General features: G+C 45.2%; 20 protein-coding genes, 8 tRNA genes and 1 rRNA gene. 24 read left to right on the top strand and 5 right to left on the bottom strand.

The features are described from left to right. The 9 genes from rrf to AC58QM_RS35370 all read left to right on the top strand — a co-directional run. Positions 1-107, top strand: a 5S ribosomal RNA gene (gene rrf, locus AC58QM_RS35410); the annotation flags it as partial. Positions 108-155: 48 nt separating this feature from the next. Beyond that, positions 156-230: transfer RNA gene (locus tag AC58QM_RS35405), tRNA-Glu, on the top strand. 14 nt (positions 231-244) lie between these two features. Then, positions 245-320, top strand: a tRNA-Val gene (locus AC58QM_RS35400). 16 nt (positions 321-336) lie between these two features. Beyond that, positions 337-413: transfer RNA gene (locus AC58QM_RS35395), tRNA-Asp, on the top strand. Positions 414-453: 40 nt separating this feature from the next. Beyond that, positions 454-529, top strand: a tRNA-Phe gene (locus AC58QM_RS35390). A 16-nt stretch (positions 530-545) separates the two neighbouring features. Continuing rightward, a tRNA-Thr gene (locus AC58QM_RS35385) sits at positions 546-621 on the top strand. Positions 622-655: 34 nt separating this feature from the next. After that, positions 656-728 (top strand) — tRNA-His (locus tag AC58QM_RS35380). A 65-nt stretch (positions 729-793) separates the two neighbouring features. Continuing rightward, a tRNA-Leu gene (locus AC58QM_RS35375) sits at positions 794-873 on the top strand. Positions 874-879: 6 nt separating this feature from the next. Continuing rightward, positions 880-958 (top strand) — tRNA-Leu (locus AC58QM_RS35370). A 59-nt stretch (positions 959-1,017) separates the two neighbouring features. On the opposite strand, the gene AC58QM_RS35365 is transcribed toward AC58QM_RS35370, so the two are convergent. Then, entirely contained in the window at positions 1,018-1,719 is a 702-nt protein-coding gene (locus tag AC58QM_RS35365) for a FadR/GntR family transcriptional regulator (RefSeq protein WP_497289347.1), read from the bottom strand. A gap of 158 nt (positions 1,720-1,877) precedes the next feature. Here AC58QM_RS35365 and AC58QM_RS35360 point away from each other — a divergent pair, with 158 nt between their 5' ends. Beyond that, positions 1,878-3,293: an FAD-linked oxidase C-terminal domain-containing protein gene (locus AC58QM_RS35360; protein WP_497289346.1), complete on the top strand. Its 1,416-nt coding sequence runs from the start codon at positions 1,878-1,880 to the stop codon at positions 3,291-3,293. Positions 3,294-3,324: 31 nt separating this feature from the next. After that, on the top strand, positions 3,325-4,623 hold the full coding sequence (locus AC58QM_RS35355) for a (Fe-S)-binding protein (protein WP_497289350.1): 1,299 nt from the start codon (positions 3,325-3,327) through the stop codon (positions 4,621-4,623). Between the two features lie 9 nt (positions 4,624-4,632). Here the strand turns inward: AC58QM_RS35355 and AC58QM_RS35350 are convergent, their stop codons facing one another. Continuing rightward, positions 4,633-5,490 carry an AraC family transcriptional regulator gene (locus tag AC58QM_RS35350; protein WP_497289345.1) on the bottom strand — a complete coding sequence of 286 codons (858 nt, stop codon included), beginning with the start codon at positions 5,488-5,490 and terminating at the stop codon, positions 4,633-4,635. Between the two features lie 147 nt (positions 5,491-5,637). On the opposite strand from AC58QM_RS35350, the gene AC58QM_RS35345 reads away from it, so the two are divergent. From AC58QM_RS35345 to AC58QM_RS35335, 3 genes are all read left to right on the top strand, one after another. After that, a complete protein-coding gene (locus AC58QM_RS35345) occupies positions 5,638-6,468 on the top strand; it encodes an amidohydrolase family protein (protein ID WP_497289344.1) in 831 nt (276 codons plus the stop codon). A gap of 79 nt (positions 6,469-6,547) precedes the next feature. Beyond that, positions 6,548-7,561, top strand: coding sequence for a zinc-binding alcohol dehydrogenase family protein (locus AC58QM_RS35340; protein ID WP_497289343.1), 1,014 nt, complete (start codon positions 6,548-6,550; stop codon positions 7,559-7,561). A 90-nt stretch (positions 7,562-7,651) separates the two neighbouring features. Beyond that, positions 7,652-8,143 carry a NanQ anomerase/TabA/YiaL family protein gene (locus AC58QM_RS35335; RefSeq protein WP_497289342.1) on the top strand — a complete coding sequence of 164 codons (492 nt, stop codon included), beginning with the start codon at positions 7,652-7,654 and terminating at the stop codon, positions 8,141-8,143. 46 nt (positions 8,144-8,189) lie between these two features. Here AC58QM_RS35335 and AC58QM_RS35330 read toward each other — a convergent pair whose 3' ends face one another. Continuing rightward, positions 8,190-9,584: an MATE family efflux transporter gene (locus AC58QM_RS35330; RefSeq protein WP_497289341.1), complete on the bottom strand. Its 1,395-nt coding sequence runs from the start codon at positions 9,582-9,584 to the stop codon at positions 8,190-8,192. Between the two features lie 93 nt (positions 9,585-9,677). Continuing rightward, positions 9,678-9,938 carry a DUF3817 domain-containing protein gene (locus AC58QM_RS35325; protein WP_497289349.1) on the bottom strand — a complete coding sequence of 87 codons (261 nt, stop codon included), beginning with the start codon at positions 9,936-9,938 and terminating at the stop codon, positions 9,678-9,680. Between the two features lie 209 nt (positions 9,939-10,147). Between AC58QM_RS35325 and AC58QM_RS35320 the strand changes: the two genes are divergently transcribed. From AC58QM_RS35320 to AC58QM_RS35280, 9 genes are all read left to right on the top strand, one after another. After that, positions 10,148-10,528: an ATPase gene (locus tag AC58QM_RS35320; RefSeq protein WP_497289340.1), complete on the top strand. Its 381-nt coding sequence runs from the start codon at positions 10,148-10,150 to the stop codon at positions 10,526-10,528. Between the two features lie 257 nt (positions 10,529-10,785). After that, entirely contained in the window at positions 10,786-12,111 is a 1,326-nt protein-coding gene (locus tag AC58QM_RS35315; protein WP_497289339.1) for a polysaccharide lyase family 7 protein, read from the top strand. A 138-nt stretch (positions 12,112-12,249) separates the two neighbouring features. Further along, on the top strand, positions 12,250-12,537 hold the full coding sequence (gatC, locus tag AC58QM_RS35310; protein ID WP_497289338.1) for an Asp-tRNA(Asn)/Glu-tRNA(Gln) amidotransferase subunit GatC: 288 nt from the start codon (positions 12,250-12,252) through the stop codon (positions 12,535-12,537). 33 nt (positions 12,538-12,570) lie between these two features. Continuing rightward, positions 12,571-14,028, top strand: coding sequence for an Asp-tRNA(Asn)/Glu-tRNA(Gln) amidotransferase subunit GatA (gene gatA, locus AC58QM_RS35305; protein WP_497289348.1), 1,458 nt, complete (start codon positions 12,571-12,573; stop codon positions 14,026-14,028). A gap of 24 nt (positions 14,029-14,052) precedes the next feature. After that, positions 14,053-15,501, top strand: coding sequence for an Asp-tRNA(Asn)/Glu-tRNA(Gln) amidotransferase subunit GatB (gatB, locus tag AC58QM_RS35300; RefSeq protein ID WP_497289337.1), 1,449 nt, complete (start codon positions 14,053-14,055; stop codon positions 15,499-15,501). 60 nt (positions 15,502-15,561) lie between these two features. After that, on the top strand, positions 15,562-16,053 hold the full coding sequence (locus tag AC58QM_RS35295; RefSeq protein ID WP_497289336.1) for a GNAT family N-acetyltransferase: 492 nt from the start codon (positions 15,562-15,564) through the stop codon (positions 16,051-16,053). Positions 16,054-16,129: 76 nt separating this feature from the next. After that, entirely contained in the window at positions 16,130-16,837 is a 708-nt protein-coding gene (locus AC58QM_RS35290) for an MgtC/SapB family protein (protein WP_497289335.1), read from the top strand. 144 nt (positions 16,838-16,981) lie between these two features. After that, positions 16,982-17,416 (top strand): peroxide-responsive transcriptional repressor PerR, encoded by a 435-nt coding sequence (perR, locus tag AC58QM_RS35285; protein ID WP_497273175.1) that lies wholly within the window; start codon positions 16,982-16,984, stop codon positions 17,414-17,416. A gap of 125 nt (positions 17,417-17,541) precedes the next feature. Then, positions 17,542-19,245 carry a glycosyl hydrolase family 18 protein gene (locus AC58QM_RS35280; RefSeq protein WP_497289334.1) on the top strand — a complete coding sequence of 568 codons (1,704 nt, stop codon included), beginning with the start codon at positions 17,542-17,544 and terminating at the stop codon, positions 19,243-19,245. Positions 19,246-19,308: 63 nt separating this feature from the next. On the opposite strand, the gene AC58QM_RS35275 is transcribed toward AC58QM_RS35280, so the two are convergent. Further along, entirely contained in the window at positions 19,309-19,713 is a 405-nt protein-coding gene (locus tag AC58QM_RS35275; RefSeq protein WP_497289333.1) for a YgzB family protein, read from the bottom strand. 125 nt (positions 19,714-19,838) lie between these two features. Here AC58QM_RS35275 and AC58QM_RS35270 point away from each other — a divergent pair, with 125 nt between their 5' ends. After that, a complete protein-coding gene (locus AC58QM_RS35270) occupies positions 19,839-20,708 on the top strand; it encodes a nucleotidyltransferase-like protein (RefSeq protein WP_497289332.1) in 870 nt (289 codons plus the stop codon). The last annotated feature ends 362 nt before the right edge of the window (positions 20,709-21,070 follow it).

Below are 21,070 nucleotides of genomic sequence, written 5' to 3'. Positions count from 1 at the left end.
ATGGCGGAAGGGATCCACGCGTTCCCATCTCGAACACGACCGTTAAGCCTTCCAGCGTCGATGGTACTTGAACCGCAGGGTTCTGGGAGAGTAGAACGTTGCCAAGCAGTTACCCTTTGGGGTATTTTTTTTGCCAGACCTCTGGCATGGAGTAAGGCCCGTTGGTCAAGTGGTTAAGACACCTCCCTTTCACGGAGGTAACAGGGGTTCGAGTCCCCTACGGGTCACCATTTTTTATAAGTATGAACGCTTAGCTCAGCTGGGAGAGCACTACCTTGACAGGGTAGGGGTCGGCGGTTCGATCCCGTCAGCGTTCACCATATAAGTATTTAGCATGGAGCTGTGGTGTAGTGGCCTAACATGCCTGCCTGTCACGCAGGAGACCGCGGGTTCGAATCCCGTCAGCTCCGCCATTTTTCTTCAAAAAGTAAGTTAAGATAGTCATCCTTACCTGGCTTTGTAGCTCAGTCGGTAGAGCAGAGGACTGAAAATCCTCGTGTCGGCGGTTCGATTCCGTCCAAAGCCACCATTTTTCATCTAAATAAGCCGTTGTAGCTCAACTGGTAGAGCAACTGACTTGTAATCAGTAGGTTGGGGGTTCAAGTCCTCTCGACGGCACCATATGTATTATGGTAGAATAAGAAATACTTATGTGGCGGTCGTGGCGAAGGGGTTAACGCACCGGTTTGTGGATCCGGCATTCGCGGGTTCAAGTCCCGTCGTCCGCCCATTATTTCTCAGTGAAGTCAGCCGCAAGGCTAGCAACTTCATCACTTGCCTGATTGACCAACATGCGCGTATGGCGGAATTGGCAGACGCACTAGACTTAGGATCTAGCGGGTGACCGTGGGGGTTCAAGTCCCTCTACGCGCATTATATGCCGGCATGGCGGAATGGCAGACGCGCTCGACTCAAAATCGAGTCCGAAAGGGTGGAGGTTCGAGTCCTCTTGCCGGTATCACAAGCTTTAAACACGAAAAGCCTTACTCAGTAAGGCTTTTTTTGTTGTTCTAGCGATTAGTTTTTTGACGCCAATTGTTGAATGACCTGATCGACCTTCGCGATATGCTGAGACATGCGGTCTGCAGCAAGTTGCTCATTCTGCGCGGCGATGGCCTCTACGATGTCGCGATGTTCCTGCAGAAGTTGCTCAGCTGAAGCGCGTTCGGCAAAGAACCAGAGACGGCGTGAGGCCCTCATGCTCTGTTGCAGCCGCTCCGTCAACGATTCCATCATCCCAATAAAGAGGGCATTCTGGGAAGCTTTGGCGATGGTCATATGAAAACGAATATCCGCTTGTTCGCTTAATTCTTCATTTTCGAGTGAAGCCTCCATCTCAAGAAGGATCTCTCTGAGTACGGACAAATGATGATCCGTACGTCGACTTGCTGCTAACGTGGCACACCCAGCTTCAATAAATCTACGCACTTCCTGCACTTCCTGAAGCGATTCGCTGTGGTCAAACAGGCCATTCGTCTCCGTCGGTAACTGGGCAACTACGTAAGTCCCGCCACCGTGTCGAATATCAACCCAACCCATGGCTTTGAGTCCACTGAGAGCCTCCCGAATGGTAGACCGCCCAACTTGAAAGCTTGCTGCAAGATCTACAACCGTGGGTAGCTTGGAACCAGGAGCATAAGTGCCCCCTTCAATTTGAGCTTTAATATGTTGAAGCACGATTTCCGAACCCTTTTGAGGACGGATTTGCTGAAAAACCATCGGTATCCCCCTGAAATTCTTAGATAAAGTTCTATACATCTATTACATCATAAGCTAAAATAGAATAAAAGTCATCTGATCACATGATCAATTATAAACGTTTAAAAAATGATGAATTGAGCTAAAGTAAGTTAACGTGTTTTAAGGGAGGATTCTAAATGTTGGGTAATTCAATTAGACAACAATTGATGGGTATCGTAGGCGAAGCCTTTTACAAAGATGATATGGAATCACTAGTAACCCATTCCTATGACGGGACGCCAATGCTTCAGTCATTGCCTGACGGCGTGATTTATCCAAAAGATACTGCGCAGGTTTCTGCGATTATGAAAGTGCTGAATGAGCATCGTATTCCGTTAATCAGCAGGGGATCAGGTACGAATTTGTGCGGAGGTACGGTACCTGTGCAAGGCGGAATTGTCATGGTCATGCATCGCATGAATGCGATCTTAGATATTGATCTGCAGAATTTGACAGCCACCGTGCAACCGGGGATCATTACGAAGCAATTCATTGAGCATATTGAGGGATTGGGTTTATTTTATCCACCAGATCCAAGTTCTATGGCGATTTCGACGATTGGTGGCAATATTGCGGAGTGCTCAGGCGGTCTTCGTGGTTTGAAATATGGCACAACCAAAGATTATGTTATCGGACTTGAATGTGTCCTTGCTTCAGGTGAAATTATGCGCACAGGCGGTAAGTTGATGAAGGATGTAGCTGGTTACGATTTGACGAAGTTACTTGTCGGCTCTGAGGGCACGCTTGCCGTTATCACAGAAGCAACGCTCAAGCTCATTCCGCCCCCGAAGGCGAAGAAAACGATGCTGGCGATGTACAAAGACTTAAACGCCGCAGCACGCACCGTTTCCAAAATCATCGAAAACCGTATTATTCCCGCGACTTTGGAGTTCATGGATAATCCAACTATTCGTGTTGTTGATGATTTCGCGAAGCTTGGTCTTCCCTTGGATATGGATGCTATTTTGCTAATTGAACAAGATGGCGAGCCTGAAATGGTAGAACGAGATATCGCCCTCATTTCAGAGATTTGTAGAGAAGAGCAAGCGGACGAAGTCAGTATTGCGAGCACACAAGAGGAAGCGCTGAAGCTATTAACAGCAAGACGCAGTGCGTTTACCGCTCTTGCTCGCTTACGTCCAACGACAATATTAGAGGATGCTACAGTACCTCGCTCCAAGATCGCGGAAATGGTATTGGAGATCAACCGGATTGCGACGAAGCATAATGTTCAAATTTGTACCTTTGGGCATGCGGGTGACGGCAACCTACACCCAACTGCGACGACAGACGCAAGAGATCATGACGAGGTTCATCGTGTGGAAGCGGCATTTGAAGAGATTTTTGAGGCCGCGATACAGTTAGGTGGAACGATTACTGGTGAACACGGGGTTGGATTAGTGAAAGCGCCATTCCTGGAATGGAAAGTAGGAAGCGCCGGGATTGCAATGATGAAGGGGATTAAGGATGCGTTCGATCCGAACCATATATTGAATCCGGGCAAAATGTTTGCGAAAGAATCCAGACGCAGGGTGGTGATTGATCGTGTCTAGCAGCCAAGGAGCAACACTTCAGCAAACGTTAATGCAGAAACTGGACTATGACCAATTGACCAATTGCATGCGTTGTGGGTTCTGCCTACCAGCTTGTCCGACGTTTAAAGAAACCGGGATCGAAGCCGAATCACCACGAGGCCGTATCTCTCTGATGAAAGCAGCCGTAGATGGCGTAATGGAACCAGGGATACGTTTCGAAGATCAAATGAATCATTGCTTGGGCTGCCGTGCGTGTGAGCCTGCCTGCCCAGCTGATGTAAAATATGGTCAATTAATCGAACAGGCACGCGATGCCATTGAAGTGCACACGACCCAACATAGATGGTGGATTCGTGGTGTGCGCAAAATCGTCTTCCAAGAGCTATTCCCATCCCAACGGAGGATGCAGCTGCTCGGGACAGGGCTTCATTTTTATAAAATGTCAGGTGTCCAAAAGCTAGTGAGAAAAACGGGTGTAGTCGGTCTATTCTCGAAGCATATGGAAACTATGGAGAAAATACTTCCAGAAGCTTCAGGTAAAGGGATTGTTGAGCGGCTTGGTACTTTTATCCCGGCAAAAGGCAAGAAGCTTGGTACCGTAGGGATGTTCCGTGGATGCTTGATGGACGTGTTATTCACTGAAACGAATATTAGTACGGTGAAACTTTTGACCGAAGCTGGTTTCGATGTTGTCATTCCTGAGTCACAGAACTGCTGTGGAGCTCTTCATGCACATAGTGGAGAAAGTGATCAAGCGAAGCAACTGGCCAAAAAGAATATTCGTGCTTTCCAAGAGGCAGGAGTCGATTACATTGTTTCGAATGCTGGAGGCTGTGGAGCGATTCTTGTGGAGTACGATCATCTGCTTCATGACGAGGAAGAGTGGAAGGAAGATTCCATTTGGTTTGCAAAGCGCGTGAAGGACATTAGCTCGATTTTAGTGGAAAAAGGTCGTCCTCTTCGTTTTGCTGACCAAGCTAACCAAGCACCAACACGGGTTACGTATCAAGAATCTTGCCATCTACGCAACGTGATGAAGGGCAGTCAGCCAACCAAGCAATTGTTGCAGAGAATCAGTAATACCGCTTATGTCGAAATGAAGGATTCTGGCTCATGCTGTGGCTCTGCGGGCATTTATAACATGACTCAGCCTGATATGGCGAATCAAATCCTGGAACACAAGATGGAAAATGTGAATGCGACGACAGCATCCTATGTGGTTACAAGTAATCCAGGCTGCTTACTACAAATGAAGCTGGGTATTGATAAGCATGGGCAGACCGGCAAGATGGAAGCTGTTCATATCGCAGACTTTTTATATGACCGATTGGTGAAGCAAGAGGCTTAACTTCCTCTTTTAGAAAGAACGAGAAGCCGCAGGCGTCATGCCAAGTACTCTTTTAAACATCGCGTGAAAATGGGGTAAGCTTTCGAATCCGCACCATTCAGCAATTGTACTAACATTGGCATCACTTTCGTGAAGAAGCTGCTTTGCACGGATGATGCGTTTGGTCATGAGATAAGTGGTTATATTCATACCGATCAATTGTTTAAAAACTCTGCTGAAATGAGCTGGCGTAACGGAAGCTTGCTTGGATAGCGTTTGGAGTCCGATGTCTTCACAGAAATGCTGATCAATATAAAGTAAGATCTCCCTCATCCATAAGGGGCCAACTAGCACATCAGCAGTCAGAGATCGGGCATCAGCTTTGACATCACGTTGAATGAACAGCAATAATTGAAGCAATTGCAGGAGAATGGCTTGGCGGTGACCTGGGCCAGATTGTTGAAACTCTTGGTGTATGGACTCTAGGAGATGATCCACGTGCTGACTCTGTGGTAACCGCGTTTCCAATTTGTAATTGCGAGTTGTCGCGGCTTGCTCAAAGCTATGCAAATACGAGAAATGATCGCCCAACTGAGGTTCCTGGATAATGTTCGGTGAGAAGTAGATCGCAGTGGACGTCACAGGTGCTTCTTTATCAGGGGTTGACCGATGAATCGTGTTGCCGGGAATGAGGAACAAGTCACCTTGCTTCATGTCGTAAAAGGTGTGATCAATAAAGAACGTACCACTCCCGCGATACACATATACAATTTCATACCACTCGTGGAAATGATCAGGAAGCTCGCTTTGCGAGCTTTTTGTGTTTTTATAAGCAAAAGACAGGGAGAAGGCGTCCTTCATATCGAAGATTTTACGAATAGGATCCATGAGAGCAACTCCTTTTGTTTTCAAAGGTAGTTCAATGATATCAAAAAACCGTATAGTTATGCTAGATATCGATATTTCATATCGTAATGATAATGATACAATAGAAGAAAGCGATACCATTTTAGGTGAAAGAAGAGGAGAATTGCCATGCGTATCGATGCACATCAACACTATTGGAAAATCGATCGAGGGGACTATGGATGGATTTCGCCAGCGTTGCCTGTTTTGAATCGTGATTACTTACCGGATGATCTGCTCCCACATCTGCAACAATTCAGCATAGATAAGACCATTGTCGTTCAAGCAGCGGCAACCTTAGAAGAAACGGCGTATTTACTTACCTTAAGTGAAAGATCAGATTCAATCGCCGGGGTGGTGGGTTGGCTTGATTTGGACGATCCTGACTATCTTCTTCATTATAAAAGAAACAGTCAGCATCCTAAGTACGTTGGTTTTAGGGTTATGATTCAAGAATTTCCTGATGCCAGGGTTATCCTTCAGCCGCATTTTGTAGAGGCATTGCGTTATTTTGCTCAGGAAGGAGTCCCTATCGATCTACTTGTAGTCGCTCATCAATTAGAACCTGTCATCGAACTGTTAGAGCTCGTGCCTGGTTTACACGCGGTGATTGATCATATTGCCAAGCCAGCGATTGCCAGTGGTAGCATGGAACCATGGAAAAGCCAAATGTCGGCGATTGCGAAGCATCCCAACATCTATTGCAAGGTTTCAGGCATGGTGACCGAAGCTAGCCATACAGATTGGAAGGCAGAAGATTTTACTGCGTATATTCAGCACATCTTGGACATTTTCGGAACGGAACGTGTGATGTTCGGAAGTGACTGGCCCGTTTGTCTCCTCGCGGCAGACTATGAAGACGTTGTCGGAGTGGTGACGCAATCCTTGCCAGATAGCTGGTCAGAAGAAGAAAAGTCACGATTATTTGGTCTGAACGCAAAGGAGTTCTATCGAATATGAAATATCGCACATTCCAGAGGTAATACCCATTCTTGATGACATGTGCGTAAGTCAGCTATAGCGCGGGAGGGTGACAACAATGAAAGCAATCATCTGTGAACAAATTGGGCAGTTGAAGTATGTCGAGGTAGATGAACCAACCTTAGGTCATGGTGAAACACTTGTTCGTATTCAGCGAATTGGCATATGCGGAACAGATTTGCATGCTTATAGAGGAAATCAGCCGTTTTTCAGCTATCCGCGTATTTTGGGGCATGAATTGGCCGGATATGTGGAGGAGATTGGTGAGGGTGTTACCGAAGTGGCCGTTGGTGATCTCGTTAGTGTCATTCCTTACCTGCATTGTGGGCGATGTGTAGCCTGTCGAAATGGCAAGACAAACTGCTGCACAGACATGAAAGTACTCGGAGTTCATATCGATGGGGGGATGGTAGAGCGTATATCACTCCCCGTGAGTCATTTGATAAAAGCAGATGGACTCACGCTTGATCAAGCGGCGATGCTTGAGCCGCTAAGTATTGGTGCTCATGCCGTGCGAAGATCAGAGCTTCGTGCGGGTGAAACCGCACTGGTAATCGGAGCCGGTCCCATTGGTCTTGGGGTTATGATATTGGCGAAGCAACTTGGCGCTAACGTCATTGCCATGGATATTAATGAGGAGCGACTAGCGTTTTGCCGGGAATGGGCAGGCGTTAATCATACGGTGAATGCGCTCGAACTTCCGAAGGAGAAGCTAGCTGAGATAACGAATGGTGAATTTCCAACCGTCGTGTTCGACGCAACAGGGAATGCTAGGTCCATGACGGATGCATTCGGTCTCGTCGCTCATGGCGGCAAGCTTGTATACGTCGGATTAGTGAAGGCCGATATTGCCTTTCATGATCCCGATTTTCATAAGAAGGAACTCACGTTAATGGGCAGCCGGAATGCGACCATGGCGGATTTTGATACGGTACGCAGCGCTTTACTGTCAGGCAGCATCGACATCGATCGTTATATCACGCATAGGTCCTCCTTCGAGGGCATGGTGGATCAATTTGAGACTTGGCTCAAACCGGAATCGAAGGTTATTAAGGCCATGGTATGTTTGTAAACATATTGCTACAGTACCTTATAAGGTGATAGAATCGATGAGAGATGACTCGCCCGTAGGGGCGGGTCTTTTTAAAAGGAGCGAATGACGATGATTATCAGCGATGTGAAGCATTTTGAGCAAGAGCGGCATTTATGGCCAGCAGCCATAGCGCGAGGTATTGACTACATTTTAAATCGGAAATTAGGAGAGGTAGAGGTAGGTCGGTACGATTTGGAGGGCGATAATGGCCATCTGATGTATGCCAACGTGCAAGAAGTTGTGACACGTCCTAAGGAAGAGCAGTCACCGGAGTCTCATCTTGTTTATACGGATATTCAGTTTTTGGTGAGCGGAGAGGAACGTCTTTGTTTCTATAAGCTACATGAGGGAGCTCAAATCACAGATAGCAAATTTGAGACGCATGATTTTACTCTCTACGCATCGAATTCTGATGAGAATGAAACGGATATTTTGCTCAAACCAGGTATGTTTGCTGTGTGCTTCCCGTCCGATATTCATCGGCCAAATTGCCTCATTACGGAACCAACGACGAATAAGAAAATTGTGGTTAAAGTACATAAAGATCTGCTGCATCTGTAACAAAAAAGTCTGCTCAGCCAACTTCTTGGCTAGGCAGACTTTTTGTTTAGGCCTTGCTTGCCATCATTTTAGCTTGCCTCCACTTCCCAAAGCGGTAATAAAGCAAGTTCAAGGTAGCGGCGACGCTGAAGCTAACGGGAAAGCTCCACCAAATCACATCGAAACCATACTTGTGGGAAAGCACTGTGGCAAGCGGGATGCGAACGAGCAGCAAGGCAATGAAGGCAACGATGAGAGGGAATACCACGGATCCCGCTGACCGAACTACGCCAGCAACGACATTGAAGATGCCGAAAATAATGAACGACCATAGCGTAATATTGTTAATATGAACGCCAATATCGATCGCTTTCCCTTCTGGTGGCAGGAAGAACGAGACGACTTCACGATTGAACAGGTGGAGCACCGCTACAATCAATCCTGTCATCAAGATATTAACCCCGACACCTGTCCAAGTGATGCGGTTGACGCGATCCCACTTCCCAGCGCCAATGTTTTGCGCGGCCATCGAGGTCACAGCTCCACCGATGGCCATAGCAGGCATTTGGACATAGCTCGATATTTGCATCGCCACACCAAAAGCAGCTGTGGATTCGGAACCATAGGCATTCACGAGATGCACGAGCATCAGATTGCTTAAGGAAACTACAACCATATTTAACCCCATCGGCAGCCCTTTTTGAATCAATGTCCGAATAATGGTCCAATTAATTCGAAGCAAGGGGATATCCTCTTTGGTAATACGAAGAAAGTACTTCTTCTTATACAAGTAAGCAATGAGAAGCACGAAGCTGATCAATTGTGCAATAAAAGTGGCTACGGCAGAACCAGCAATGCCCATTTTCGGGAATGGCCCCATCCCTTGAATGAGCAAAGGGTTAAGTGCGACGTCGAGGACGGCGGATAAAAGCAAGAAGTAGAATGGGGTTTTGGCATCCCCTGAGCCGCGTAAAATGGCCATAATCAAATTATAGCCAAACATAAAAGGAACACCTGCGAACATAATTCGCGTATACGTCACGGCAAATTCCTTGACGTCAGGCGGAGTATTCATCCAATCTAGGATTGTTGAAGAGAATATCCATCCCAATAAAGCGACGATAATTGATAATACGAGAAAAAAGACTGTACTTGTTCCGACTACTTTTTTGGCCTCTTGCACGTTCTTAGCACCGAGATTTTGGCCGATTAGAATGACAGCAGCCATGGCGATGCCAAAGATGGAGCTGATCAAGAAGAACATGATAATGTTCGCATTTGATGTAGCAGCAAGGGCAACTTCACCTAAATATTTACCGATCCAAATCGTGTTGATGGATCCGTTCAGAGATTGTAGAACGTTTCCTAATAGGATCGGCAATGAAAACAAAATCAATGTTTTCGTAATGGGGCCCTCGGTCAATGAGGGACGAGCTTTTTGAGATGATGCTTGCTCTGGCATGATGTCCTCCACAATTCATTTGTTGGGTGGCATAGTTTTCTCACTACTATAACAGTTTCATGCCTCTTACTGAAATTTTATGCAGGATGGATTCTAGCGTCGGATCCAACGATCGAATAAGAAGGGGCCGAAAGGTATGAACGCGGCAATGAAGGCTGCAAGTACCCGCACGAAGGACCAACGATGCACAAGTGTGACCCATGCAATGGATAGCAGATAAAGTGCAAATAGGAATCCATGAGCAACCCCTACGACAAATACAGCTTGTGGCAGATCGAACGCGTATTTAAGAGGCATGGCGATGCCTAGAAGAAGGAGAAAAGAGGAACCCTCCGCCCAGCCGACATAGCGCATAAATGGCAAAGAATGTTGACGTTGTAACACAGTAAGCAACTCCTTTTATGTATGAAAGTACCCTTATCCTATGATAGAAATATGAATCCAGTATGAACAATAGGTGTCAATTGGACACAATCTAGTTTTTTTAGTACGATAGGCAATAGAACGAATTCATAACATTCATAGACTCTTTGGAGCGTAATAGATAGGTAGGGGGAAAGCAGATGCTTCGTCTTGGCGAGAAAATTATCTTCATTGCTGATCGTTTAGAACAGAATCTGCCTATTGGCGGATATGGCTATTTAATTGCATATGACCGAAATAATGATAACATTTTCGATTATGTCGTGCGTGCTCCTAAGGAAAACAAACACTACTATGTGACTGCAACCGACATCGAGCTGGAAGAGGTGCTTCTTCAGCAAGAGGCAGAGCAAGTTGAGAGAGAAGCTTTAATAGATTACGCGCTTGCTACGAACAATGAAGCCTTGTTTCGGAAAATCATGAACGGCGAGTCAGCGATTGAACCAGAGAAAGAAAGGGACAAAGAAGTACAGTCCCGCGAAGAATTTATTAAACAAATCGGGCTGAAGGCCTGGATTTAAAATAAAAGGCGGATCAGGTCGAAACCTGCTTCGCCTTTTTCTTGTTTCTGTAGAATGATTTCCAATACTTGTAATAACACAAGTGAACCTAAAGAAAACGTTAACAGAAAAAGGTAATTTTTTACTATACTATTTTTGTGAAGCGCTTACAAATCTACATATAAAAGGAGGTTTTCTTAAAATAATAAGTACTTTGCTCACCTTTTTTTGCCTTACAGGAATCATTGAAAACTATTCAATACCAGGAGGCGTATAATATGAAATTGCAATTTAAAAACTGGAAGCCGATTCACTCCGTTGCCATACTTTCTATGCTGGTAAGCTCTAGCTTCATCCTCACAGGAATCACTTCTGTGCAGGCTGCCCCGATTACGATTACGAATCCAAGCTTTGAAAGCGACGCAACAGGCTGGACAAAGGTTGGATCCGCAGCGATTTCGACTAGTGATTCACATACAGGAGGAAAATCAGCTAAATCTACTGCGCTAGGCGGAGGATATAGTCAGACTATCACCGGCTTAACTGCGAATACCACGTACACACTTAAGGCGTGGGTACTCGGCAAAGGCATCATCGGAGCCAATACGTATGGCGCAGCAGAAGTATCTGCTGGGGGCAATGCCGCCACTTGGACGCAGTATACGGTTACTTTCACGACAGGAGCTAGTAACACTTCCGCCGTAATTTTTACAAGAGCAACGACTTCCAGCGATGTCCGCTTTGATGACTTCACTCTGGATAGCGGAACAAGTTCAACGCCTAGCCCGACGCCTACAGCAAGTGCATCCCCATCGCCTTCACCTTCACCTACAGCAAGTCCTTCACCAACACCATCGCCGACACCACCGGCCAATCCAACTCTCCCTTCAGACATCCTTTATTTGAAAAATTGGAAAATCACGCTGCCCATTCCTAAACAATCAGGCTCGACAAGTCCGCTTGAAGTGAAGCAACCCGCTTTGGATACGTACTCGATCGATCCTTGGTTTAAGGTTGTTCATGATGCAGATGGCGATGCTGTTCAATTCCGTGCCAACCACGGAGCAGTGACAACGTCAGGATCAAACAATCCGCGAAGCGAACTGCGAGAAATGAAAGACAACTACACAGATGGAACGACAGCGGATCAAGCCTCATGGGGGACCAATGATGGTAAGACACACACGATGTTTATTAAGCAAAAGGTCACTCATTTGACCTCAATTAAGCCACATACGGTGGTTGGTCAAATCCATGACGGCGATGATGATGTAACCGTATTTCGTGTAGAAGGAAATAACCCTGGCGGTGTTTCGACGACTGCCAAAATCTATATCACCGATGGGAATAACTCACACGGTTATTTACTCGATAGCAACTACACATTAGGGACGCTGTTCACCGTTAAAATCATTGTAGCCAATGGTGTCATTCACTATGAATATAATGGGCAAACCGTACCTTATACGCAAACGAAAGACACGACGGGCTGTTTCTTCAAAATTGGCAATTACACGCAGTCCAATGATTCTACAGCACCAGGTGAAAGTCCGAACGCTTACGCTGAGAATTTGGTTTATGCGTACATGGTTACACATCAATAAGTGGATTGGAATGAAAGAGGACTTAGCGTCATGGCTAAGTCCTTTTTGCTTTGGTTCCTTATTCTGGATTGAGTTCGCAAAATACTTGGGATATAATGAAAAGAATGACTAAACGCTGATACAAGGGGTGTAGAATACATGAGTATTTCGAAGAAAGATGTCGATCATGTCGCTAAGCTGGCTAGACTCGATCTCAATGATACCGAAAAAGATCTATTTACAGATCAGCTTAATGCCATTTTAAAATATGCCGAGCAACTCAATCAATTGAACACAGAGGGTGTTGTGCCAACCAGTCATGCGATGCCGTTAGTAAACGTCATGCGTGAAGATGTTGTGAAGCCGTCTTTGCCAATTGAAAAAGTCATGCTGAACGCACCAGATCATGAAGATGGGCAGTTCAAGGTACCTGCTGTTTTAGAATAAGTTAGAGATGAAAGGGAGTGCTTGTCGTTGTCTTTGTCTTTGTTTGAATTAAACCTACAACAAATCCACGCGAAGCTGCAAAGCAAAGAAATTAAGGTTGCGGATCTCGTGGATCAATCGTATACAAGAATTGGGCAAGTGGAGAGCAAAGTTCGCGCTTTCCTTACATTAGATGAAGAGAATGCTAGACAGACGGCTGCTAAGCTGGACGAGCAGCTGGTCAGCGGTGCGACTCGCGGCGATCTATTCGGCTTACCGATCGGTATCAAGGATAACATGGTGACCGAAGGTTTGAAGACGACCTGTGCCAGCAAATTCCTATCCAATCATATTCCGATTTATGATGCAACGGTCGTTAGCAAGCTGAAGGATGCGCAAGCGATCACCATCGGCAAGCTCAACATGGACGAGTTTGCCATGGGCGGCTCAAACGAGAACTCCGCGTTCCACCCAACCCACAATCCGTGGAACACGGATTACGTGCCGGGCGGCTCCAGCGGTGGCTCCGCAGCAGCAGTCGCAGCAGGCGAAGTGTACTTCGCGCTGGGCTCCGACACCGGCGGCTCGATTCGCCAACCGGCAGCTTACTGCGGTATCGTCGGCCTGAAACCGACGTACGGGCTCGTGTCCCGATATGGTTTGGTCGCGTTCGCGTCTTCCCTTGACCAAATCGGGCCGTTAACCAAAAACGTAGAAGACGCTGCGTATGCGATGCAAGCTATCGCAGGCTACGACCCGAAAGACTCCACTTCGGCGAATGTGGAGATCCCGAACTACCTCAGCGCATTGACCGGTGATGTCAAAGGTCTGCGCATCGGTGTTCCAAAAGAATACATGGGCAAGGGAATTGACCCTGCTGTTAAAGAGAAAATTCTCGAAGCACTGAAAGTACTGGAAGGTCTCGGCGCTGTATGGGAAGAAGTAACGCTTCCACATTCCGAGTATGCTGTAGCAACTTATTACTTATTGGCGTCCTCCGAGGCGTCCTCCAACTTGGCACGTTTTGACGGTATCCGTTATGGGGTTCGTTCAGACAATGCACGCAATCTGTTGGACTTATACAATCTATCTCGCAGCGAAGGCTTCGGTCCTGAGGTTAAACGCCGCATCATGCTAGGTACTTACGCACTAAGCTCAGGCTACTATGATGCGTATTACCTGAAAGCTCAGCAAGTTCGTACACTGATCAAGCAAGATTTTGATCAAGTGTTTAACAACTATGACATTATCATCGGGCCAACGGCTCCAACGACAGCTTTCCGCATTGGCGAGCAAAGCAGCGACCCGTTAACGATGTATTTGAATGATATCATGACGATTCCAGTCAGTTTGGCAGGGATTCCTGCGATTAGCGTTCCATGTGGATTCGTGAATGAACTTCCGGTTGGCTTGCAAATTATCGGCAAAGCATTGGATGAAGCTACCGTTTTGCGTGTAGCCCACGCTTTCGAGCAGCACACAGACCACCACAAGCAGCGCCCGCAATTGTAAGTTAATAAGAAGGAGGCATTCACTTTGTCGGCAACAGATACTCAATTTGAAACCGTAGTCGGTCTTGAAGTTCACGTAGAGCTTCATACCGCTTCCAAAATATTTTGTAGTTGTGCAACCTCATTCGGAGCACCTCCGAATACGAATACATGCCCGGTATGCCTAGGTCATCCCGGCGTTCTGCCTGTGCTTAACCGCCAAGCGGTTGAGTATGCGATGAAAGCGGCAATGGCTCTCAATTGCACAATTGCAACGGACAGTAAATTTGATCGAAAAAACTACTTTTACCCAGATTCACCGGATGCTTATCAAACTTCGCAATACGATAAACCGATCGGCGAGCATGGCTGGGTGGATATTGAAGTTGGCGGAGTTACCAAACGTATCGGCGTCACGCGTGTGCATTTGGAAGAAGATGCAGGGAAGCTAACACATGTTGATGGCGGCTACGCCTCACTTGTCGATCTTAACCGAGCAGGAACGCCTTTGATCGAAATCGTATCCGAACCGGATCTGCGCTCACCAGAGGAAGCTCGTGCTTACCTGGAGAAGATCAGAGCGATTATGATCTATTGCGATGTGTCCGATGTGAAAATGGAAGAAGGCTCGCTCCGTTGTGACGCGAACATTTCGATCCGTCCATTCGGCCAAGAGAAATTCGGTATTCGCGCCGAGCTTAAGAACATGAACTCCTTCCGTGGTGTTCAGCGTGGACTTGAGTATGAAGAGTATCGCCAAGCGGAGATTCTCAGAAGCGGGGAAGAAGTCATTCAAGAAACTCGCCGCTGGGATGAAACGCAAGGTAAGACGCTTGCGATGCGTGGCAAAGAAGATGCGCACGATTATCGTTATTTCCCAGACCCGGATTTGGTTAGCCTGCATATCGATGAGGCTTGGAAAGCTCGCGTACAAGCTTCTATTCCTGAATTGCCAGATGCGCGTAAAGCGAGATACAGCACTGAATATGGCTTACCGAGCTATGACGCAGCGGTCATCACAGCTTCTATGCAAATGGCAGATTTCTTCGAAGAAAGTTTGAAATATACCCAAGACGCTAAGGCCGTGTCAAATTGGATTATGGGTGACTTACTTGGTTATCTGAACGCGAACTCCCTAGAATTTACCGATGCCAAAGTTACAGGCAAAGGATTAGGCGAGATGATCGGTTTAATCGAGAAAGGCACGATTTCCAACAAAATTGCCAAAACCGTGTTCAAAGAAATGATCGAAACTGGCAAGGAGCCGCAGAAGATCGTTGAAGAGCAAGGTCTTGTTCAAATCAGTGACGAAGGTGCAATTAAAGCGGTTGTTGAGCAAGTCGTTGAGAACAGTCCGCAATCCGTTGCAGATTTCAAAGCTGGTAAGGAAAAAGCCGTAGGCTTCTTGGTCGGACAAGTCATGAAAGAAACCAAAGGTAAAGCAAATCCAGGGCTCGTCAATAAATTAATTGTGGAGTGCTTGAACAGTAAATGATATGGTAGAAGTGGTGCTCCTCGTAGTTAGGGCACCACTTTTTTCAATTTAACCGTAGGAGTGATTCAACTGTCTATTCAACGTCTGCACTTGCAAACGAATGAAGAAATCTTAACCTTACTTGCACTTCAAATCGCGTCCTACCGGGTGGAGGCTGAACTGATCGGCTTTGATGATATTCCTCCATTAAAGGATGGCATTCAGTCGATACGCGAAGTGAAGGAAACCTTCTATGGCTACTTTGTTGATGATCATGAGAAGCAGACACTTGCAGGCGCCATTTCATTTGAACGCGATGGTTGTATTGTGACGATTTGCCGAATGATGGTTCATCCTACTTTTTTTCGCAGGGGAATCGCTAGCTCCCTTTTACAGCATATACTGATAGAACAAGAGAGAGAAGGCGCAATGCGATTTATCGTATCCACGGGGTCTGCGAATTTGCCCGCGATTCGGCTGTATGAGGCGCATGATTTCATCGTTAGGCGTGTTTTCACTGTACCTCCTGGTGTTAGTCTGACGACATTCGAGCGTGCTGCTACGGGCCTCTAGAGGCCTAATTCAGTACTTGAACAATTTCTCCTTGATGTAGAGTATTCGTATAAACTAAAAAGGGAGCGTTTACAAAATGGAGAATCCTTGGGTTATTGATCAATTGCATTTGACCATTAGACTGGTTTTAGCACTTTTACTTGGCGGATTAATTGGATTTGAACGTGAAGTTAGTTCTCATGCGGCAGGATTACGTACGCACATTTTGGTGTGTGTCGGATCGGCTCTTGTCATGCTGCTTTCTATGTACGGATTTAGTGCTTTTGTGAATGAAGTCAATGTGCGTATCGATCCCTCCCGTTTAGCGGCACAGGTCATAAGTGGAATTGGTTTTCTTGGTGCGGGAACGATTATGTTTAATGGACGATCCATTACGGGCCTTACGACAGCTGCTTCGCTATGGGTAGTGGCCGGGATAGGACTTGCCATTGGAGCGGGTTTTTATTATGCGGCTGTTTTAGTATGTTTCATGGTTCTAATCTCATTATGGATTCTAAACAAAGTAGAGCATAAGTATTTCAATGGGAAAAAGGTACGTATTCTTAAAATTCAAGCGATTGATCAACCAGGTACGTTAGGGTTAATTACAACGATTCTAGGTAAGCGTAAGATTGATATTAAGCAGATCAAGCTTCAAGAGTCAGAAGATGGAAGTAAACCGAACCACGTTCAAATTACGTTCCATGTTACAATTCCAAAGACATCAGTGATTACCCAAGTGCTTGAAGAAACCAATCAAATTGAGGGAGTCACTGGCGTGGCGATCGAAAATAGTAAAAATTGATGGGGCAGCCAACTGTTCGTTTTGATTCTTGAAAAAATATATAAACATGGGGCTATGATTCGTATAACCATCATTGACAAAAGTCGAAGAACACACGTACAATAAAATGTAAGGTTTTAATGACTAATTCAGGTGGTGAGTACCATGGCAGCACATTTAGAACAGGCTTTAGCAAAGTTAAAAACAACAGGTGTTCGGATGACGCCCCAGCGGTATGCGATTCTTTCCTTTTTGTTGGACTCTATGACTCATCCGACAGCGGATGATATTTACAAATCTCTAGAATCGAAATTTCCTAACATGAGCGTAGCGACTGTTTACAATAATCTTAAAGTATTTATCGAATCGGGACTTGTTCGGGAGTTAACTTACGGGGATAGCTCAAGTCGCTTTGATGCCGATATGACCGATCATTATCATGCGGTTTGTGAGGTTTGTGGGAAAATTTCTGATTTTGAATACCCTCCACTGTCAGACATTGAGACTACAGCAGCGTTGCATACTGGTTTTCAAGTTGGCGGTTACCGACTGGAAGTCTATGGCGTATGTCCGGATTGTACGGTTACTACCAAGCATTAACTAAACGCAGAATTCCTCATTTTGTGCTTTCCTGTTGTATAATGAAACGTGTTCAGCCCTTCTTTGCGAAGAGCGGACGCGTTTTTTCTTTATTAGCTCAAAACAATTGCACAAGAGGAAGTGAAGTGTTGAAATCATCCAAAAAAGTAATACTGATTAGTGCATTATGTTTAGGAATGTTCACGGCTGGCGCAGGCGCGTTTCTTGTACAACAGCTAGCACCGAATCGTATACATGTTGAGCCCGACTTTCATGATCTGACGAAACCGATATTTTATCAAGGCAATTACTATAAATCGAGCGCAATTGGAGAAAAGGAAGGCCTCAAGCTTCCTCTAGATCTCGTTCAACAATGGATCGATCCAACCATTATATATGAGAAGAGTAGTGAATCTGTCATTATAACTACCAAAGATAAAGTGATGCGGATGAAGACGACAGAGCTTTCGGCCATGATGAATGAGAAACCATTCTCATTATCCTTTCCTGTAGAAAAGAAAGAAGATGCGATTTACTTACCAATCGAACCTTTGAAGCAGTTATATCCATTCGAAATTCGCGAATCAACGAAATCAGGAGCCATCTTGTTATTTAAACAAGGCGATGTCATCAAGTGGGGGAAGCACACAGGGAAGAAAGAGGCTCAATTACGGACGGAAGCTACAATAAAAGCGCCAATTCTCTCGACCATCGCTTTGAATGAACAGGTAATGCTGATCGGAAGCGAAGAAGATTGGTACAAAGTGCAGTTAGAAAGTGGTCCGATTGGCTTCGTTCGTAAGAGTGAAATCACAGAAGATCATGAGGAAACAATCCCTATTCAAGAGAAGTCATCGTCTACCTATGTGCCATGGAAGCCAATTAACGGCAAACTTAATATGACTTGGGAACATGTCATTACGAAGAATCCGGATACCTCTAAGATCGGTGAGATGTCTGGGCTGCAAGTCATTAGTCCAACTTGGTTTTCTGTAGCAGATAATGAGGGGCGAGTCAGCAACTTAGCAGATGCCTCCTATGTGAAATGGGCCCACGATAACAACTATCAGGTCTGGGCGTTATTCAGTAATGGTTTCGATGCAGATCGGACGAATAAGGTATTAGCAAGCTATGATCTACGTATGAAAATAATTAAGCAATTGCTTGGCTATGCCCAAACGTATAACCTGCAAGGTATTAATATTGATTTTGAAAATGTATATCTCAAAGATAAAGAAAACCTGGTCCAATTTGTTCGTGAAATGACGCCATTTATGCATGAACAAGGGTTATCGGTATCTATTGATGTTACTCCCAAATCGACCAATGAGATGTGGTCTATGTTTTACGATAGACCGGCTTTAGCACAAGTCGTCGATTATATGATGGTAATGGCCTATGATGAGTACTGGGCCACGAGTCCGAAGTCGGGTTCTGTTTCTTCCTTACCATGGGTAGAGAGGTCTGTTACAGCGCTTCTGACAACGGATAAAATACCGCCATCTAAGCTTGTCCTAGGCTTACCATTCTATACGCGGCAATGGACAGAAGAGACGAAGAATGGCAAGTTTACGACGACCTCAAAGACACTAACGATGGAAGCTGCACAAACGATTATCAAGGATAAGAAGCTTACGCCAACTTATTTAGCGGATACAGGTCAGAATTATGTAGAATATAAAGACGGAAATAAACTGATTCGTATTTGGTTGGAAGATGAAGTTTCAATTAAAGCCAGATTAGCTTTAGTCGAAAAGTATGATCTAGCGGGTATAGCCACTTGGCGAAGAGGTTTTGAGAGACCTGCCATGTGGCAAGTCATGAAGGATGCGTTACCTAAGGCTCCATAAAGTAAGAAGCACTTATTTTTATATAAAAAAAGCCGAATCCATAGCTGGGTTCGGCTTTCTTACTTAGTGGGGCTTGTGCTCGTGCTCACGACTGGGCTCGAAGTGCGCTGTCTGTGTAGCTGCCGTTTCGTTTTCACCAACCGGCTCATATTGTGGATCAATCGTGAGAATCGTTTTGCAAAACATGCAGCGATCTGTCTTGCCCAACATTTTCGTTCGTCTGCCGCATTCCGGACAATCAATAACAGTAGCTGATGTAGAAAGCATGCCGGCCCAGAAGTAAATACCCATGCTCACCAACACACTAATCATACCGATAATCATGAAAATGACGGCAATTACGCGGCCAGCTTGTCCCCAATCGAATACGACTCCAGCGAGTCCTATAATCATAAGCAGCATCCCACCCATGGTCATAACAAGTCCCCATAAGCGGAATTCATTTACTTTACTTGATCTAAATCGCACTTGTTGTTCCTCCCCAATCCTTCTACCTCATGTTTTGTATGAATTGTCACAGAAATCAGCAGGAAACCCGTTCCCCCTTGTAGAAATAAGAAAGAAACAAATGGAGACAGGAGCTTTGGACACCCATGGGAATTAATAAGGAGCAGTTATTGCTTAAGTTCCGGAATGACCCTAGAATCATTAGCGTCATGGCGGTAGACAATCCTAAGCAACTTCCCTCACTGACAGATGGTTTTGATACGCTACTTTTAATAGTAACGAACGACCTGAGACTGAACAATCATACGACTAATTATATAAGAGACGATTCCAGGATACAAGAAAGATGGACGGATCAAACTTCATTAGAGCAATGGATTCGACATGGTGTTAATCGCAATATTCTTCACTGGTTGTTAAAAGGGGAGATACTTCTGGATCAGAACACTTATTTAGAAGGCCTGCGCCATCGAATACTGGAGTTTCCCGGGGACTTGCGTGAGCATAAGCTGCTTATTGAATTTTCACATTTTCTGCGCAAATATTTGCAAAGTAAAGAATACGTTCTCGACGAACATATCCTAGATGCGTACAACAACATTCTTGAGGCGCTTCATCACTGGGCGCGAATAGTCATTGTAGAAGATGGTTATCACCCTGAAATCACGGTGTGGAGACAAATTAGAGCCATCAATCCAGGTGTCTATAAGCTATATGAAGAACTAACGATGAGTAAAGAGACGTTGAAGCAGCGGGTTCAGCTTGTCTTGCTTGCTTGCGAGTTTTCGGTTATGTCCAAAATGGAACGTTGTTGCGAGGCGTTTATTCAAATCCTCAGGGATAGTGAGCAGCCGCTTAGCTCAGATGAGCTCCAACATCATGCGCAATTAGTTGAAATAAAGTCAGAGCTTCCTTTGTTGCTCAATAAACTAGTCAAAAAAGGTTTAATCAAAGAAGTAGCCGTCATCATTGATGAGCAGACTTCCGAGATCGAGTTGAGATATACAAGTGTATAAGGCATAAAACCTTTAGAATCAGGTGTTTTCCTGGTTCTTTTTTTATTTCTATTTTAATGCTTGACTTTGATTGTGATTCTATGATAAATTAACTCTCGCCGCTAAAAACGGTAACGCATTAAAGCCAACAAGTTATATCATGTCAAGCGAAGTTGTGAAAAAAGAAAAATAAAAAAAGCTTGCATTGAGTGGTTCGAATGTGATACATTATAAAAGTCGCCGCTGAAACGGATGACGAAAAAAACGAAAGAAATTGATCTTTGAAAACTGAACAACGAGTGAGTAAGCACAGTCGAGTAATCGACTATAAAAGAGATTGTAAAATCTCGCTAGCTTCAAATGAGCAAGTCATCTTTCTATTA

It is taken from the genome of Paenibacillus sp. J22P165 (genome assembly GCF_059692015.1).
The sequence above is the reverse complement of the archived record's forward strand: the minus strand, read 5'-3'. Positions and strand labels throughout refer to the sequence as shown.

Bases quoted from the DNA above. Each gene is read 5' to 3' on its own strand.
- AC58QM_RS35360 (WP_497289346.1), top strand. From the start codon at position 1,878: ATGTTGGGTAATTCAATTAGACAACAATTGATGGGTATCGTAGGCGAA.
- AC58QM_RS35350 (WP_497289345.1), bottom strand. From the start codon at position 5,490: ATGGATCCTATTCGTAAAATCTTCGATATGAAGGACGCCTTCTCCCTG.
- perR (WP_497273175.1), top strand. From the start codon at position 16,982: ATGGCAGCACATTTAGAACAGGCTTTAGCAAAGTTAAAAACAACAGGT.
- AC58QM_RS35345 (WP_497289344.1), top strand. From the start codon at position 5,638: ATGCGTATCGATGCACATCAACACTATTGGAAAATCGATCGAGGGGAC.
- AC58QM_RS35340 (WP_497289343.1), top strand. From the start codon at position 6,548: ATGAAAGCAATCATCTGTGAACAAATTGGGCAGTTGAAGTATGTCGAG.
- AC58QM_RS35355 (WP_497289350.1), top strand. From the start codon at position 3,325: ATGCAGAAACTGGACTATGACCAATTGACCAATTGCATGCGTTGTGGG.
- AC58QM_RS35320 (WP_497289340.1), top strand. From the start codon at position 10,148: ATGCTTCGTCTTGGCGAGAAAATTATCTTCATTGCTGATCGTTTAGAA.
- AC58QM_RS35335 (WP_497289342.1), top strand. From the start codon at position 7,652: ATGATTATCAGCGATGTGAAGCATTTTGAGCAAGAGCGGCATTTATGG.
- AC58QM_RS35270 (WP_497289332.1), top strand. From the start codon at position 19,839: ATGGGAATTAATAAGGAGCAGTTATTGCTTAAGTTCCGGAATGACCCT.
- AC58QM_RS35330 (WP_497289341.1), bottom strand. From the start codon at position 9,584: ATGCCAGAGCAAGCATCATCTCAAAAAGCTCGTCCCTCATTGACCGAG.
- gatC (WP_497289338.1), top strand. From the start codon at position 12,250: ATGAGTATTTCGAAGAAAGATGTCGATCATGTCGCTAAGCTGGCTAGA.
- AC58QM_RS35290 (WP_497289335.1), top strand. From the start codon at position 16,130: ATGGAGAATCCTTGGGTTATTGATCAATTGCATTTGACCATTAGACTG.
- AC58QM_RS35325 (WP_497289349.1), bottom strand. From the start codon at position 9,938: ATGCGCTATGTCGGCTGGGCGGAGGGTTCCTCTTTTCTCCTTCTTCTA.
- AC58QM_RS35365 (WP_497289347.1), bottom strand. From the start codon at position 1,719: ATGGTTTTTCAGCAAATCCGTCCTCAAAAGGGTTCGGAAATCGTGCTT.
- AC58QM_RS35315 (WP_497289339.1), top strand. From the start codon at position 10,786: ATGAAATTGCAATTTAAAAACTGGAAGCCGATTCACTCCGTTGCCATA.